This is a genomic window from Delftia tsuruhatensis NBRC 16741, from assembly GCF_001571325.1.
GTDB lineage: Bacteria > Pseudomonadota > Gammaproteobacteria > Burkholderiales > Burkholderiaceae_C > Comamonas > Comamonas tsuruhatensis.
This window is the reverse complement of the sequence record NZ_BCTO01000061.1, coordinates 1-14710: the sequence shown is the minus strand read 5'-3', so window position 1 is coordinate 14710 and position 14710 is coordinate 1. Positions and strand designations below refer to the sequence as shown.

Below are 14710 nucleotides of genomic sequence, written 5' to 3'. Positions count from 1 at the left end.
GGAGTTCTCCTGGAATGAGGGAGTGAAGTCGCGCAAGGCGTTCTTCCTTGGCCAGCTATCCGCACCAAAGAAAACGCCCCGCGAACGGGGCTGTGTCAAAGACCGCAAGGGTCGGGATTTACAGGTAGGGCACGCCGTAGTAATCGTTCACGCGGCGTCCATATTCATCGGTGTAGGCCGGTGCCGTGTCGCGCTCATAGCGGGGCGCGTTGTCCAGCTGCTCGCGCGTGAGCGACACCACGTAGCCGTTCATGTCGGGCTCGTACTTGAGGGATTCCCAGGGCAGCGGATAGCGGTCCGTGCCGATGCCCAGAAAGCCGCCGAATTCCATGACGGCGTAGCGCACCTTGCCGGACAGCTTGTCGATCATCAGCGTGTCTATGCTGCCCAGCTTGTCGCCCGCGGGGTTGTAGACATTGGTGCCGCTGACGGTTTCGGAAGAAATGACGCTCGATACGGTGTTGGGTGTGACCATGAGGCTCTCCATTGAGTGGGTTGGTGCTGGCACGCCGACGCTGTGCATCTGGCGGCTGGGCGATGCGGCATGGGAAAAGGCGCGGGGAGGCGGCCCCTTCAAAGCCCGTGCATCGCCTGGCGAAGTCGAAGCCTGTGTGCTTCTGGGTTCCAGCTTAGGACCGCAATGAAGTGCTCCGGGTAGTCGGTGCGCCGCGACCGGCGTAGGAGGGTCCTTGGACGCCGGAGGCCAGGTCCTACGAGCCCTTGTAGTCAAGTTCTGCGCAGCTGCGGCCCTTTGCTGACGCGGCAGCGCAGCCTGGGCCGGCGTCGGCCTGGCGGGCACAGGCGTACAACGAAAACTGCAAGAGGGATGCAGCGGATGCAGTCCCGCGTCCACGGTCCATCCCCGAAGGAGATTCCCATGAATGCAAGTAACAAGCCATCCATCCCGCCGGTGTCTGCAGATGCGGTGGAGGACGAAGACCTGGCCGAACAGGCACGACCGGGCCACGGCGTACCTTCCCAGGACCCCGAGGCAGCTGCCCAGTACCAGCTGTCGCCGCAGGATGCGCAGCGCGAGTCACGCTCGGTGTTCATCGGCGGCGGCGTACTGGCCGGAGCCGCTGCCGGCGCTGCCGCCGGTGCGGTCATTGCAGGCCCGGTGGGCGTGGTGGTGGGCGGCACGGTAGGCAGCGTGGCCGGTGCGCTGGGCGGCGCGGCCGCAGGTGCCGTGGCGCCGGCAGAGAGTGCGCAAAAGCCAGTGGAAAAGCCCGTGCCACCCGGCAGCAAGTCTTCCGGGTGACACGGGCAGGCCGTTGCAGGCCATGTGTGGCGCGGCGGGCATGGACGGCGGCGGATGCATCCCGTATACAGGGGCCTGTCCACTTTCCTATCCACCCAGATGGCTAACGTTCTCATAGGCATCGTCGCCGCAATCCATGTCTACATCCTCGTGCTGGAGATGTTTCTCTGGGACCGGCCGGCTGGCAGGAAGGCCTTTGGGCTGACGCCGGAATTTGCGCAGCAGACCAGGACGCTGGCCGCCAACCAGGGGCTTTACAACGGCTTTCTCGCCGCCGGGCTGATCTGGGGGCTGGCGCAGGGCGCCGACGGCCTGGCGTTCAAGTACTTTTTTCTCCTGTGCGTGCTGGTGGCAGGCCTGTATGGCGCCGCCACGGCCAGCCGCAAGATCCTCTGGGTGCAGGCCGTGCCGGCCGCCGTTTCGCTGCTGGCCCTGTACCTGGGGCTGTGAGAACGCCCGGGCACCGGTGGGCGAAACCGCTGCAGCTGCTGCTGGACCGTGACCCCGGCGTGCGAGGCGCGGGCCGGCATAGCCGACATGGCCGGCGTCAGTCCACCAGCGCCTGTATGGCCTGCAATTGCGCCGCCAGCCCGGGCCGCGCGGCCGGGAAAGTCTCCTCGAAGGCGGCAGTGCCTATCGTGAAGCCCGCTGCGCCGCCGGCCAGCACGGCCGCGATGCGTTCACTGCGATCAATGGAGCCGGCCACGACCACGGGTTTGTCCACCGCATCGCAGACGGCCTTGATCAGGGCCGGCACATCGCCGTGGAAGCGGTAGGCCAGCAGGTCCAGGCCATGCACGCCGTCCAGCCCCGCCATGCGGCGGGCGCTGGCCACGATGTCCTGTACCGGGCCTGAAAGCACGCTCGGATGCCCGCTCACCTGGCCGGGAAACGGGTAGTACGCAATGCCGCTGCCGCGCAGCACGGGCAGCACCGCCTCGGGCCGTGTGCCACCCATGAGCACGTCCACCCCGATGTCGACCGCCGCGCGGGCCGAGGCCACTTCGCTGGCCTCGTCCAGGCTGACAACCTCCAGATAGACCCTGGCGCCGCCCGCCCGGATGTCCCGGGCCAGGGCATGCAGCTCGGGCAGGGGCAGGCCGATGTCCTTGAAGCCCACATGGCGAACGCCCTGGGCCAGCACCTCGCGCAGCCGCTCGCGCGCATCGGCAATGGTCCTGTCCTGCTGCGTGAGCATGAAGATGAAGTCCGGGCGCTGCGTTCGTGCGCTGGTACCGGTACGGGTGGCCTGCACCATGGCTGCCGCCTGGCGCAGCGCGCAGGCCAGGCTGGCGTGGTCGGCGCGGCCCGTGCCCGCGATGTCGAAGGCCGTGCCATGGTCCACCGAGGTGCGCACAAAGGGCAGGCCCACGGTGATGTTCACGCCTTGCTCCACACCCAGGTATTTCACGGGAATCAGCCCCTGGTCATGGAACTGGGCGACCACCACGTCGAACTCGCCCCGGCGCGCCCGCATGAAGACCGTGTCGCCGGGCCAGGGGCCGCTGGCGTCGATGCCTTCGGCGCGCGCGGCGGCAATGGCGGGGATGATCACCGAGCGGTCCTCGTCCCCGAACAGACCGTTTTCACCGGCATGCGGATTGAGCCCTGCCACGGCCACCCGGGGCCGGGTGATGCCGAACGCGCGGCAGGCCTGGTGCGCGAGGCGAATGGCGCGCAGCTCGTTGTCCATGGTCACGGAGGCGATGGCCTGCTGCAGCGGCACATGGATGGAGACCAGCAGCACCCGCAGCTCATCATTGGCGAGCATCATGGCGAAGTCGCGTGTGCCGGAACGCTCGGCCAGCATCTCGGTATGGCCCGGATGCGGGCAGCCTGCCGCGCGCAGCGCTTCCTTGTGGATGGGGGCGGTCACCAGGCCCGAGACGTCGCCAGCCAGGGCCAGGTCGATGCCGCGCTGGATATAGGCATGGCAGGCCGCGCCGGCGCGTGCATCGACGCAGCCCCAGGGCAGGTCCGGCGGCAGGTCCTCGCCGGCCTGCAGCACGAAGAGCGTGGCGGGCGGCACCAGGGCAGGGACCTGGGCCGGTGTCTCGATGGCCCGGATCTGCGGATGGACGCCCAGCCCATCGGCCGCCCGCTGCAGCCGGGCGATGTCGCCGATGACGAGAAACGGCGTGCAGGGCCGCGCAGGGTCCATTGCCAGCTTGACGATGATCTCGGGCCCGATGCCCAATGGATCGCCCATGGTGATGGCCAGGGGCGCGCTGGCCGGGGTGCTGGCCGAGGGGTTGGCGGAGTTGGGGCTGGAGTGCTTCATGGTTCTTGCTGAAACCTCAATCGATGGGCTTACTTTGCATGAAGATGCTCCAGTAATAAATCGATATAGACTCATCATTCAATTGAGCAATGTTCAACTGAAAGTCCGCTGTTCCACCTGTCTAGAGCCGCCATTGCCATGCCCGCACCCGTCCACATGCCGCCGCTGTCTGCCCTGCGCGCCTTCGAGGCCACGGTGCGCCATGGCAGTGTCTCCAAGGCCGCGCGCGAGCTGCACCTGACCGATGGCGCCGTGAGCCGTGCCGTGCGCGACATGGAGGAGGCGCTGGGCTTTGCGCTGTTCCAGCGCAGCAACCGCAGCATCATTGCCACGCCCACGGCCCGCGTGCTGGCCGAGGAGGTGGCCCTGGCGCTGGAGCGCCTGCGCGGTGCGCTGGGCCGCGCGCGGCAGGCGGCAGGGCCGGACCGTCCGCTGGTGCTGTCGTGCGAGCCCACGTTTTTGATGCGCTGGCTGATTCCGCGTCTGGGTGGTTTGCAGGAAGCGATCGGCACGCAGCGCGAGCTGCGCCTGGTATCGGCCGGCGGCTCCGTGCCCTTTGCGCGCGAGGGCATTGATCTGGCCATACGCCGCGCGGATTTCGACATGGGCGCCGATGTGGTGGCCGAGCCCTTTCTGCAAGAGCGCGTGGGGCCCGTCTGCAAGCCCGCGCTTGCCAAGGCGCTGGCACGCTCAGGGCCGCTGGGCGGGGTGCTGCTGCATACGCAGTCGCGGCCGGACGCATGGCGGCATTGGAGCGAACTGACCGGCGTGCCGCTGCGGGCCGGTCGCGAGGTGCGCTTCGAGCATTTCTACCTGAGCCTGCAGGCCGCCGTGGCCGGGGCCGGCGTCGCCATCGGCCCGCTGGCACTGGTGGCCGATGACCTGGCCAGCGGCACGCTGTGCGCGCCGCGCGGCTTCGTGGCCGATGGCTCGCACTACGTGCTCATGTCACCCAGGCCGGTGCATGACGAGGCCCGCTTCGCCCTGGTGCTGGAGTGGCTGCGCACGCAGACATTGCCGCTGGCGCGGGCCGATGCATGACTTGCGCCTGCCCGGCTTCACTGGTCGTGCTCGGACAGCTCCCGCCAGTGCGTGCGGGTGAATGCATAGACGGTTTCCAGCGCCGGTGACAGGCTGCGCGCGGCCATGCGCGCCATGCCGTAGCGGCCGCATCGGCGGGGATCGGCGGGCAGGGGCACTTCGGCCATGGCGCCGCTGGCGCGCTCCTTGCGGGTGATGGACAGCACGCCGAACAGCAAGGTGTCCGTGGCCAGGGTCACGCCGCGCAGCAGGTCCAGGTCGTTGCAGTGCAGGGTGAACAGCTTGTCGGGCTCGGCGCCTTCGCCCCACAGCTCGGCCAGCTGCCGCGCCATGGCCGTGCTCAACGTGGTGGTGGCCAGCGGGTAGCGGCGGATCTCGTCCATGCCGGGGTTTTGCAGCACGGGGTGGCCCGCGCGGCAGACCAGGCCGGCCGGCAGCTCGCCCAGCAGTTCCATCTCCACGTCATCGGCGGCGCGCAGCACGTAGGCGTCGCCGACGATGGCATCGATGGATTCGTTGCGCAGCAGCTGCAGCAATGCGCTGGTGGCACCCATTTCGGCGCGCACCTTCACGCGCGGATGCGCCTGCGCCATGTGGATCAGAAAGGGCTTGAGCAGCAGCGCCGCGGGCGCGGGCGCCACGCCAATGGCGAGCGCGCCTTCCTGGCCGCCGCGCAGCAGCTCCAGGTCACGCCGCAACTGGGTTTCCTCCAGCCGCATGCGGCGTGCACGCTCGGCCACGAGCTCGCCAAACACTGTCAGCCGGGCGCGCCGCGCGCCCCGGTCGAACAACTGCGCCCTGAGTTCATCTTCCAGCGCGCGGATGCTGCGGCTGAGCGCCGGCTGGGTGAGATGCACGGCGCGCGCTGCGTCGGAAAAGGTGCCGTGCTCGACGATGGCCAGCAGGTGCCGCAGCTTCTGTGTATCCATGCGGAGTCCTCATGGTTTGTTGGCAAATTTTTCATTTGAATTATAGGTAGGCGCTTCCTAAGATCGCATCCAGGGACATTGAAATGTTCTATAGAGCGGCCACAACCGCCAACTCTTTCATCGGAGCAAAAGGAGACAAACCATGCTCAAGCTGTTCATCGGCATAGGCATCCCGTACATCGCGGTGATCGGCCTGCTTCCCTGGGTCGCGTCCGTCGATCGCTTCGTGTTGGGCGTGCCCTTCATCTACCTGTGGATCTTCATGTGGTTCGTGCTGACGTCGCTGTGCATGCTCGTGTGCTGGCTGATGTTCGACCGCCACGAAGCCGACGACGCGCAGTCCGCCTGAAGGGAGCACCGCCATGACCACCGCAGTCTTTCTGGGCTTCATCGCGCTGTCCCTGTACCTGGCCATCCGCTCGCGCACGGGCAAGGGTGCGCAGAGCGTGCATGACTTCTTCGTCGCCTCCCGCCAGTTCGGCGCCTACCTGGTGTTCTTCCTGGCCGCCGGCGAGATCTACAGCATCGGCACCATGGTCGGCTTTCCGGGCGGCATCTACGCCAAGGGGCCGACCTATGGCGTCTGGTTCCTGGGCTACATCCTGCTGGCCTATCCGCTGGGCTACTTCCTCGGCCCCATGATCTGGAAGGCGGGGCTGCGGCACAACGCCATCACGCTGCCGGACCTGTTCAAGGGCCACTTCGGCAGCCGTGCGCTGGAGCTGATCGTGGCCGGCTCGGCCATCCTGTTCCTGCTGCCCTGGGGCCAGCTGCAGTTCACGGGGCTGGTGGCCGCGCTCAAGGGCCTGGGATGGAATTTCCAGCCGCTGCACCTGCTGCTGATCTCTGCGGGCCTGGCCTTCACCTACATCGCCATCTCGGGGGTGCGCGCCTCGGCCTATATCGCCATCCTCAAGGACATCCTGATGGTGGTGGCCATCATCGCCACGGGCGTGGCCGTGGGCTGGCATGCGGGTGTGGGCGATGTGTTCACCGCCGCCAGCGCCAAGGTCAGCAACCACATGACCGATACGCAGCTGCGCTTTTCCATGAGCACCATGCTGTTCCAGGCGCTGGGCTTCTACATGATGCCGTTCGCGGTTCAGAACTTCTTCACGGCCAAGAGTTCGCACACCATCCGCCGCACGCAGATCGCCATGCCGCTGTACATGCTGATGTACCCCTTCCTGGTGCTGGCCTCGTACTACGCCATCAGCCAGAACCTGCAGCTGGCATCGCCCAACGAGGCCTTCTTCGCGGCTGCCGTGCGACTGCTGCCCGACTGGCTGCTGGGCCTGGTGGCCGCAGGCGCCGCGCTGTCGGGCTTGCTGGTGCTGGCGGGCATCTGCCTGGCCATCGGCCCCATCGTGGCCCGCAACCTGTTGCCCGGCCTGCCCGAGGCCAAGCAAAAGCAGGGCGCCAAGGTGGTGATCGTCATCTACCTGGTGCTGTCCATCGTGATGACGCTGCTCACGCCCAATCTGATGCTGACGCTGATCAACACCACCTACTACGGCGTGACGCAGTTCTTCCCCGGAATGATGGCCATCCTCTTCGGCTGGCGCATCCGGCCCATGGCCGTTGCCCTGGGCATCGTCTGCGGGCAGGCGCTGGCCATCGTGCTGTACCTGCAGCAACCGGACTTCGGCGGCATCAACCTGGGCTTCATCAGCCTGGCGCTGAACCTGCTGGTCACGGCCATCGTCCACTATCTGCCGGGTGCCGCGCGCGTCAAGGCCGCCTGAAAAAGACCACCACCATGAACCACGACGAGAACGCGCGCACGCAGGTCTTTGTGGCGCGCACCATCCTCACCATGAACCCGGCCCAGCCGCAGGCCACCCATGTGGCCGTGCAGGGCGGCCGCATCTTGGCCGTTGGCCAGGAGGCCGACATGGCTGCCTGGCCCGAGGCCGAACGCATCGACCACCTGCGCGGCAAGGTGCTCATGCCCGGCCTGATCGAGGCGCACAGCCACCTGATGGAAGGCGCCATGTGGGAGGCCGTGTACCTGGGCTACTTCGATCGGCGCGATCCCGAGGGCCGCCTGTGGCCCGGCCTGCGCACGCTGGACGCCGTGCTGGCGCGCCTGGCCGAGGCCGAGCGTGCCCTGCCCGATGCGCAGGCCACGCTGCTGGCCTGGGGCTTCGATCCCATCCTCTTCGGCAGCAGCCGGCTGTCGGTGCGCGAGCTGGACCGTGTCTCCGCCACGCGGCCCATCGTCATCCTGCACGCCAGCGTGCACCTGATGAATGTGAACTCGGCCATGCTGGCGCTGGCCGGCATCGACGAGGACACCGACATCGACGGCATCCACAAGGACGCCGAGGGCCAGCCCACCGGCGAGCTGCAGGAATTCGCTGCCATGTATCCGGTGCAGAAGGTGATCGGCAGCGCGCTGTCGCTGGCCGCTGCCGAGCAGCGCGAGGCGATCTGGAAGTTCGGCCGCGTGGCCCAGCTCGCGGGCGTGACCACGGCCACCGACCTGGTCAGCGATCTCTCGCCCCAGGGCCTGGCCGCGCTGCGCGAAGTCACGGGCGACGCGGCCTATCCGCTGCGCATCGTCCCGGCCTTCGCGCCGCAGCGCAACCCGGAAGGCGGTGCCGCGCGCGTGCATGCTGCAGCGGCGTCCTCGGCCAGCGACAAGCTGCAGTTCGGCCCCGTCAAGTTCATCGTGGACGGCTCCATCCAGGGCTTCACCGCGCGCCTGCGCGCTCCCGGCTACGCGGGCGGGCAGCCCAACGGCCTGTGGCTGATTCCCCCGTCGCAGCTGCCCGCGCTGTTCGAGCCCTTCCACCTGGCCGGTCTGCAACTGCACATCCACACCAACGGAGACGAGGCCACCGAGGTGGTGCTGGATGTGATCGAGGACCTGCTGGCCAGGCACCCGCGCGCCGACCATCGCCACACCCTGCAGCACTGCCAGCTGGCCAGCATCGCCCAGCTGCAGCGCGCCGCGCGCCTGGGAATGTGTGTCAACTTCTTCTCCAACCACCTCTATTACTGGGGCGATGCGCACGCCGGGCAGACCGTGGGCATGGAGTGGGCGTCACGCATGAATGCGGCGGGCACGGCACGGCGCCTGGGCATGGACTTTTCCATGCACTCCGATGCGCCCATCACCCCCATCAACCCCTTGTTCACCGCCTGGTGCGCCGTGCAGCGCAAAACCGCTTCAGGCCGCGTGCTGGGCGAGGCCGAGCGCCTGTCGGTGGACGATGCCCTGCACGCCATCACCATGGGCGCGGCCCGTACCCTGAAACTGGAGCAGCGCGTGGGCAGCATCGAGCCCGGCAAGCTGGCGGACTTCGCCGTGCTGGAGGACGATCCCCGCGCGGTGGCGCCAGCGGCCCTCAAGGACGTGAAGGTCTGGGGCACCGTGCTGGGCGGCCGCATCTTCCCCGCGCCCGGGTCAGCGCCATGAGCACGCCGGCCGCCGCGGCGCAGCGGGCGCCCGTTCCCATGGTCGTCGTGGGCGGCTACCTGGGCGCGGGCAAGACCACCTTGCTCAACCGGCTGCTGGAGCGTGCCGATGGCCTGCGCGTGGCCGTGCTGGTCAACGACTTCGGCGAGATCAACATCGACGCCGCCCTGATCCGCACACGCAGCAGCGACGTGCTGCAGCTGGAAAACGGCTGCATCTGCTGCTCCATCGGCGGGCGGCTGGCCGAGGCCCTGGCTGCCGTGGGCGCGCGGCCCGACCGCCCGGACCTGCTGGTCATCGAGGCCAGCGGCGTCTCCGACCCCGTGCGCATCGCCCAGGTCGGCATGCTCGACCCCGCGCTGCAGCTCAACGCCATCCTGGTGGCGGTGGATGTCCAGGACGTCGATGAGCAACTGTGCGACCCGCTGGTCGGCGACATGGTCCGCCGCCAGATCTCGGGCGCGACGGCGCTGGTGCTGACCAAGGCCGATCTGGCCGGCGCATGTGCCACCGAAAAGGTGGCCGCGCGCGTGGCCGGCATGGCGCCCGGTGCCGTGGTGCTGGCGGCCCGACATGGCGAGATACCGCTGGCCGTGTTCATTGATGCGGCTGCCTCGCCACGCCGCCCGCAAGGCCTGCTGCAAGCGGGCGGCTCCTGGAAAAGCCAGGCCGGGAACATGGCCGGCATGGCCGAAGTGGGCAGCTTTTCCTACGCAACGCGCCGCTGCTTTGACCGGCAGCGGTTGCGGCAGGCGCTGCGTACGCTGCCTGTCCCCCTGTTGCGGGCCAAGGGCATCGTGCGGCTGGGCGGGCAGGACAGCGTCCAGGAAGTCCACGTGGTGGGTGGGCGCTTGCGCATTGCCAGCCTGCATGGGGCCAGGGTCTCGGAGTCCGTGTTTGTCTTCATTGGCTGTTTCACGGCGATGGGGCGGGAGGCGATACTCCGCTGTCTTGAGGGAGCCCTGGCCGCGCCATGAAGACAACTTTGGCGGTGTCGAAATTTTTGGAATTTTGGATTTCGGGCCAAAAAAACGTATTAGAATTTAGGTCTTCTAGGGGAGTCGCCAAGTTGGTAAAGGCACCGGATTTTGATTCCGGCATGCGAGGGTTCGAGTCCTTCCTCCCCTGCCAGATAGACAAAGGCCCTGACAGTTTTGCTGTCAGGGCTTTTTTGTTTTCGGGCTGCAGGCCAGGCTCAGGCCGCGGCCAAGTGTGAGTCGGCACTTGCCATGGCGGCGTTGAGCGTTGCGCGTATGCCCTGCGCATAGGGCGTCTTGGCGATGGGGCCCAGCAGGGCGTGCAGCGCGGAGTCCTCCATGATCAGCGGATCGGTCAGCAGGTAGTGCATCTCGGCCAGCTCGCGCATGAAGGGGTTGAACAGGCCGGTCAGGCGCAGCGCGGTCTTGCCTGCAACGCGCAGTTTCAACGGCCTGCCGCTCAGGCGTTCGATCTCGGAGACGACGTCGCGCTGCGTGATCGCCCCCGCGCCGGCGAGGTGCCAGACCTTGCCGAAAGCCTGCGGCGTGCCGATCAGGCGCGCCACGACGGGGCCCACATCGGGCACATAGACAAACTCATGCGGCCGGTCCAGCGGGCCGACCATGTCGGCCCGGCCGCCACGGGCCGCCGCCTCGAAGGCTCCGTGCAGCAGGCTGTTGTGCACGCCCGGGCCGTAGAAGTCGGGCAGGCGCAGTACGGCGGCCTCGATGCGGCCCTGTGCGTGGGCCTGCAGCAGCAGGTCTTCCTGCGCCTTGCGCATGCGGCCCTTGAAGGTATGCGGGTTGCGTGGATGGTCTTCCTTCACGGCATGGGCCTGCGCCTTTCCATAGGGATAGACGGTGCCGATCAGTACGATGCGGCGCACGCCGGCGGCAATGGCGCCGTCCAGCGTCCTGCGCATGAGCTCGGGATGCAATGCGAACTGCCAGTAGTTCACGCCCACCAGGTAGACCAGCGTGTCCACGCCGTGGGCGGCAGCCTCGACGGAGCCGGTGCTGTCCGGGTTCCAGGGGACGATCTCGGCCAGCGGGTCGGCGCCGAAGGTCTGGCGCAGGCTGGCTTCGCTGCGGCCGACCACGCGGTAGGCGCGGCCCTGTTGTCTGAGCGCGGCGGCCAGGCTCTGGCCGATGGCGCCTGCGGCGCCGAAGAGTGCAATGGATGGCATGGGCTGGGTCCTGTGGTGACAGCCTCAGTGTCAGCAACCCGCTGCAAAAAGAAAATTGCCTAGAATTCTCTGGTGTCCATGCATAAATGAATGGATGAGTGATGTCGGAACCCCACTGGGAGTGGTATCGCAGTTTTTTGCAGGTGCTGGAGTCCGGGTCGCTGTCAGCGGCGGGCCGGGCCATGGGTGTGGCGCAGCCGACCGTGGGCCGGCACATCGACGGGCTGGAGTCGGCGCTGGGCCTGCAACTGTTCACCCGCTCATCCGATGGCTTCGCGCCCACGGAGGCGGCCTACGAGCTTCAGCCCTATGCAGCCAGCATGGCCGCGACGGCGGCCGCGCTGCGCCGCGTGGCGGCCAGCCATGGCTCGGGCGTGCGCGGCACGGTGCGGCTGACGGCCAGCGAGGTGGTGGGCGTGGAGGTGCTGCCGCCTGTGCTTGCGCAATTGCGCGCGGCACACCCTGAACTGGGCATCGAGCTGGTGCTGTCCAACGCGGTGGACGACCTGTTGCGCCGCGAGGCCGACGTGGCCGTGCGCATGTTCCGGCCGCAGCAGGAGGCGCTGGTGGCACGCCATATCGGCGCCATCGAGCTGGGGCTGCATGCCCATGAAAGCTATCTGTCCGCACGCGGCGTGCCGGAATCGCTGGAGGACCTGGCCGGGCATTCGCTCATCGGCTTCGACCATGAAAGCGCCCTGATCCGAAAGATGCAGCAGCAGTTTCCCATGCTCACGCGCGAAGGCATGGCGCTGCGCTCGGACAGCGACCTGGCCCAGTTGGGCGCCATCCGCGCGGGCTTTGGCATTGGCGTGTGCCAGTCGGCATTGGCGGCCCGGGAGCCGGGCCTGGTGCGGGTGCTGCCCCAGGCGTTTTCATGGAAGCTCGATACCTGGGTGGCCATGCACGAGGACCTGCGCAAGAGCGAGCGCTGCGCCGTGGTCTTCAAGGCCGTGGCCCAGGCGCTGACGGCCTATGCCAGAGGCGGTGCCTGACGCCCGGCACCCAGGGGCACTTGTGCTTCAGCCGGCGTGCAGCAGGCAGGAGCGCGCGAGATGGCGCAGCGTGGACTTTCTGCGCTGGGTGGCGACAAAGGACTGGCAGTTGTGGGCGATGTAGGCGGCCATGACCACGGTCAGGCTGGCGATGGCCCACAGCGGAATGGGCAGCAGGGAATCGAGCAGCACCGCGCACACGGCCAGCATCGACAGGCAGGGCAGCAGCCGCAGCAGGGCGGCTTGCCGGGGTTGCTGATTGCGCAGCAGGGTGAGGATTTGGGTGGCGGTCAGCCTGCGGAATCTGCCGGCTTGCTTGCGAAAAACGTTCACGGCGCGGAAGGGCGTTGATGTGGATCAAAAATTTGTGTGCAAATGTATCATCTTGGTGCATGCCCATCAAGCGATGTGTGGCGCCATGACAAAGGCCCGCGCAGGGCGGGCCTCTTGCGGCAATGCCTGTGCAGGCGTCAGCGCATCTCGATCTCGATGGCGATCAGCACGAAGGCTGCCATCCACAGCGTCTCCACCACCAGCAGTGCAAAAGGCCGCCAGCCGGCCTGGGCCAGTTGCTGGAACGAGGTCTTCAGGCCCAGGGCCGCAATGGCCAGCACCAGGCAGTTGCGCGACAGGTCGCTCAACTGGTGCTGCAGACCCGGCGGTACCCAGCCCAGCGAGTTGATGGCCACCAGCGCGACGAACACCCACAGGAACCAGGGCACCAGGCCCGGCTTCTTGCCGTGGTGCTGCTCGGCCGCTGCCTCGCGCTGGCGCTTGAACAGGGCCGAGACCATGACCACCACCACGGCCAGCATGGACACGCGGAACAGCTTGACGATGGTGGCGTAGTCCCCCGTGGCCTGGTCGATGGTGTAGCCCGCGCCCACCACCTGGGCCACATCGTGGATGGTGCCGCCGATGAACAGGCCGGCCAGCTCGGGCGGCAGATGCAGGGCGCGCGCCACCAGCGGGTACAGCACCATGGCGGCCGTGGACAGCACGGTGACCGTGACCACCACGGTGAGCGTGAAGCGGTCGCTGTCCTTGTCGCGCGGCAGCACCGACGAGATGGCCAGCGCCGCCGAGGCGCCGCAGATGGCCACCGCGCCGCCCGACAGCACGCCCTGCGGGCGCGTCAGGCCCAGGCGCCGGCCCAGCAGCGTGCCGCACAGCAGCGTGGTGACCACGGCGGCGATAACGATCAGCGCCGTGGTCCAGCCCAGGCCCGCGATCTGCGTGGCCGTGATGCGCGCACCCAGCAGGCCCACGCCCAGGCGCAGCACGCCGCGCGCGCAGAACTCGATGCCCGGCTTGGCGCGCGCGTCCTGGCTCAGGAAGTGGAAGGCCACGCCGAAGAACAGCGCGAACAGCAGCTGCGGCCCGCCATGCAGCGTGGAGACGAAGGTCGCCGCCAGCGCGATCACGCCCGACAGGCCCGTGCCGGGCAGGAGCCTGAGCCACTGCAGCATGCGCGGCACGGGCGCCTGCGCAGCCACCTGTGCTTGGACCTGGCTCATGGCTGCTCCTTGCCGCCCGCCGCGCTGGCCAGCACGGCCAGCGCGCAGGACGCGATGCGGCTGGCCACGGAGTCCGAACGGCTGGTCAGCACGATGGGCACGCGCATGCCCAGCACCAGGCCCGCGCATTCGGCGTCGGCCATGTAGACCAGCTGCTTGTAGATCATGTTGCCGGCCTCCAGGCTGGGCACCAGCAGCACGTCGGGCTGTCCCGCCACGTCGGAGACGATGCCCTTGTGGTGCGCCGAGCGCAGCGAGATGGCGTTGTCGTAGGCCAGCGGCCCGTCAAGGATGGCGCCGCTGATCTGCCCCCGGTCGGCCATCTTGCACAGCGCGGCCGCGTCGATGGTGCCGGGAATGGCGGGGTTGACCGTCTCCACCGCCGAGAGCACGGCCACGCGCGGCCGGGCAATGCCGATGGCACGGGCCAGGTCGATGGCGTTCTGCGCAATGTCGCGCTTGTCCATCAGCGTGGGGAAGATGTTGACCACGCAATCGGTCATCAGCAGCGGGCGCTCGAAGCCCGGCAGGTCCATCACGAACACATGGCTGGCGCGGCGGCTGCCGCGCAGGCCGGCCTCGCGCGCCACGGCAGCGCCCAGCAACTCGTCGCTGTGCAGGCTGCCCTTCATCAGCGCGCGCGCCTGGCCGCTGCCGCACAGCGCCGCCGCCTGGGCAGCCGCCGCGCGTGGATCGTCGGCGGTGGAGTGGATGGACGCGCCCGCCAGGTCCAGCCCGGCCGCCTGGGCCGCCGCCCGGATGCGTGCCTCGGGGCCGACCAGCAGCGGCGTGATCAGGCCCGCCTGCGCGGCTTGCATGGCGGCCTGCAGCGAGCCTGCATCGCAGGGATAGGCCACGGCCACAGGAATGGGGCCTTGCGCCTTGGCCTGGTCGAGCAAGTGCTGGAGATGGGGACGGGGCGTGGCGGGCGCATCATCGGCGGCCACGGCAAGTGAAAGTGGGGGGACCATGAAAGCTCCTGCGGGAAAGTACAGGGCCCGGCGCGAGCAACGCAGGGAATCTGGGAATCGGCTTTCGAGGGCCTTGCGCTTCACCCAGGCGCATGAAACCGGCGCGGCCCATCCCAGGGACACCGAGGAA

Annotated in this window: 15 protein-coding genes and 1 tRNA gene; 9 read left to right on the top strand and 7 right to left on the bottom strand. The window is 68.2% G+C overall.

Going from position 1 to position 14710, the window contains the following annotated elements; genetic code table 11:
* Positions 1-118 precede the first annotated feature (118 nt).
* Positions 119-475, bottom strand: a complete 357-nt coding sequence (locus tag DTS01S_RS24750; protein WP_016450092.1) for a PRC-barrel domain-containing protein — start codon at positions 473-475, stop codon at positions 119-121.
* A gap of 402 nt (positions 476-877) precedes the next feature.
* Here DTS01S_RS24750 and DTS01S_RS24745 point away from each other — a divergent pair, with 402 nt between their 5' ends.
* Together DTS01S_RS24745 and DTS01S_RS24740 are read left to right on the top strand one after the other, a co-directional pair.
* Positions 878-1258 (top strand): hypothetical protein, encoded by a 381-nt coding sequence (locus DTS01S_RS24745; protein ID WP_016450091.1) that lies wholly within the window; start codon positions 878-880, stop codon positions 1256-1258.
* 99 nt (positions 1259-1357) lie between these two features.
* Positions 1358-1708: a DUF1304 domain-containing protein gene (locus DTS01S_RS24740; protein ID WP_017407778.1), complete on the top strand. Its 351-nt coding sequence runs from the start codon at positions 1358-1360 to the stop codon at positions 1706-1708.
* A 97-nt stretch (positions 1709-1805) separates the two neighbouring features.
* Here DTS01S_RS24740 and pdxA read toward each other — a convergent pair whose 3' ends face one another.
* A complete protein-coding gene (gene pdxA / locus DTS01S_RS24735; RefSeq protein WP_061289360.1) occupies positions 1806-3539 on the bottom strand; it encodes a 4-hydroxythreonine-4-phosphate dehydrogenase PdxA in 1734 nt (577 codons plus the stop codon).
* Between the two features lie 138 nt (positions 3540-3677).
* Between pdxA and DTS01S_RS24730 the strand changes: the two genes are divergently transcribed.
* Entirely contained in the window at positions 3678-4580 is a 903-nt protein-coding gene (locus tag DTS01S_RS24730; protein ID WP_061289357.1) for a LysR family transcriptional regulator, read from the top strand.
* A 17-nt stretch (positions 4581-4597) separates the two neighbouring features.
* Here DTS01S_RS24730 and DTS01S_RS24725 read toward each other — a convergent pair whose 3' ends face one another.
* Complete coding sequence (locus DTS01S_RS24725) at positions 4598-5509, bottom strand: LysR family transcriptional regulator (protein WP_047325983.1); 912 nt, start codon at positions 5507-5509, stop codon at positions 4598-4600.
* 142 nt (positions 5510-5651) lie between these two features.
* Here DTS01S_RS24725 and DTS01S_RS24720 point away from each other — a divergent pair, with 142 nt between their 5' ends.
* From DTS01S_RS24720 to DTS01S_RS24700, 5 genes are all read left to right on the top strand, one after another.
* A complete protein-coding gene (locus tag DTS01S_RS24720) occupies positions 5652-5858 on the top strand; it encodes a DUF3311 domain-containing protein (RefSeq protein ID WP_046240982.1) in 207 nt (68 codons plus the stop codon).
* A gap of 13 nt (positions 5859-5871) precedes the next feature.
* A complete protein-coding gene (locus tag DTS01S_RS24715; protein WP_047325982.1) occupies positions 5872-7254 on the top strand; it encodes a sodium:solute symporter family protein in 1383 nt (460 codons plus the stop codon).
* A gap of 14 nt (positions 7255-7268) precedes the next feature.
* Entirely contained in the window at positions 7269-8933 is a 1665-nt protein-coding gene (locus DTS01S_RS24710; RefSeq protein WP_061289354.1) for an amidohydrolase, read from the top strand.
* A complete protein-coding gene (locus tag DTS01S_RS24705; RefSeq protein ID WP_061289351.1) occupies positions 8930-9910 on the top strand; it encodes a CobW family GTP-binding protein in 981 nt (326 codons plus the stop codon). The genes DTS01S_RS24710 and DTS01S_RS24705 overlap by 4 nt, the downstream gene beginning before the upstream one ends.
* 77 nt (positions 9911-9987) lie before the next feature.
* Positions 9988-10064, top strand: a tRNA-Gln gene (locus tag DTS01S_RS24700).
* Between the two features lie 64 nt (positions 10065-10128).
* On the opposite strand, the gene DTS01S_RS24695 is transcribed toward DTS01S_RS24700, so the two are convergent.
* Positions 10129-11097 (bottom strand): NAD-dependent epimerase/dehydratase family protein, encoded by a 969-nt coding sequence (locus DTS01S_RS24695; protein ID WP_061289348.1) that lies wholly within the window; start codon positions 11095-11097, stop codon positions 10129-10131.
* Between the two features lie 101 nt (positions 11098-11198).
* On the opposite strand from DTS01S_RS24695, the gene DTS01S_RS24690 reads away from it, so the two are divergent.
* A complete protein-coding gene (locus DTS01S_RS24690; RefSeq protein ID WP_016450081.1) occupies positions 11199-12092 on the top strand; it encodes a LysR family transcriptional regulator in 894 nt (297 codons plus the stop codon).
* A 27-nt stretch (positions 12093-12119) separates the two neighbouring features.
* Here DTS01S_RS24690 and DTS01S_RS24685 read toward each other — a convergent pair whose 3' ends face one another.
* From DTS01S_RS24685 to DTS01S_RS24675, 3 genes are all read right to left on the bottom strand, one after another.
* Positions 12120-12425, bottom strand: a complete 306-nt coding sequence (locus DTS01S_RS24685; RefSeq protein WP_061289345.1) for a hypothetical protein — start codon at positions 12423-12425, stop codon at positions 12120-12122.
* Positions 12426-12562: 137 nt separating this feature from the next.
* Complete coding sequence (locus tag DTS01S_RS24680; protein WP_016450079.1) at positions 12563-13609, bottom strand: YeiH family protein; 1047 nt, start codon at positions 13607-13609, stop codon at positions 12563-12565.
* Positions 13606-14580 carry a bifunctional enoyl-CoA hydratase/phosphate acetyltransferase gene (locus tag DTS01S_RS24675; RefSeq protein ID WP_061289343.1) on the bottom strand — a complete coding sequence of 325 codons (975 nt, stop codon included), beginning with the start codon at positions 14578-14580 and terminating at the stop codon, positions 13606-13608. Before DTS01S_RS24675 ends, DTS01S_RS24680 begins: the two co-directional genes overlap by 4 nt.
* Between the last annotated feature and the right edge of the window lie 130 nt (positions 14581-14710).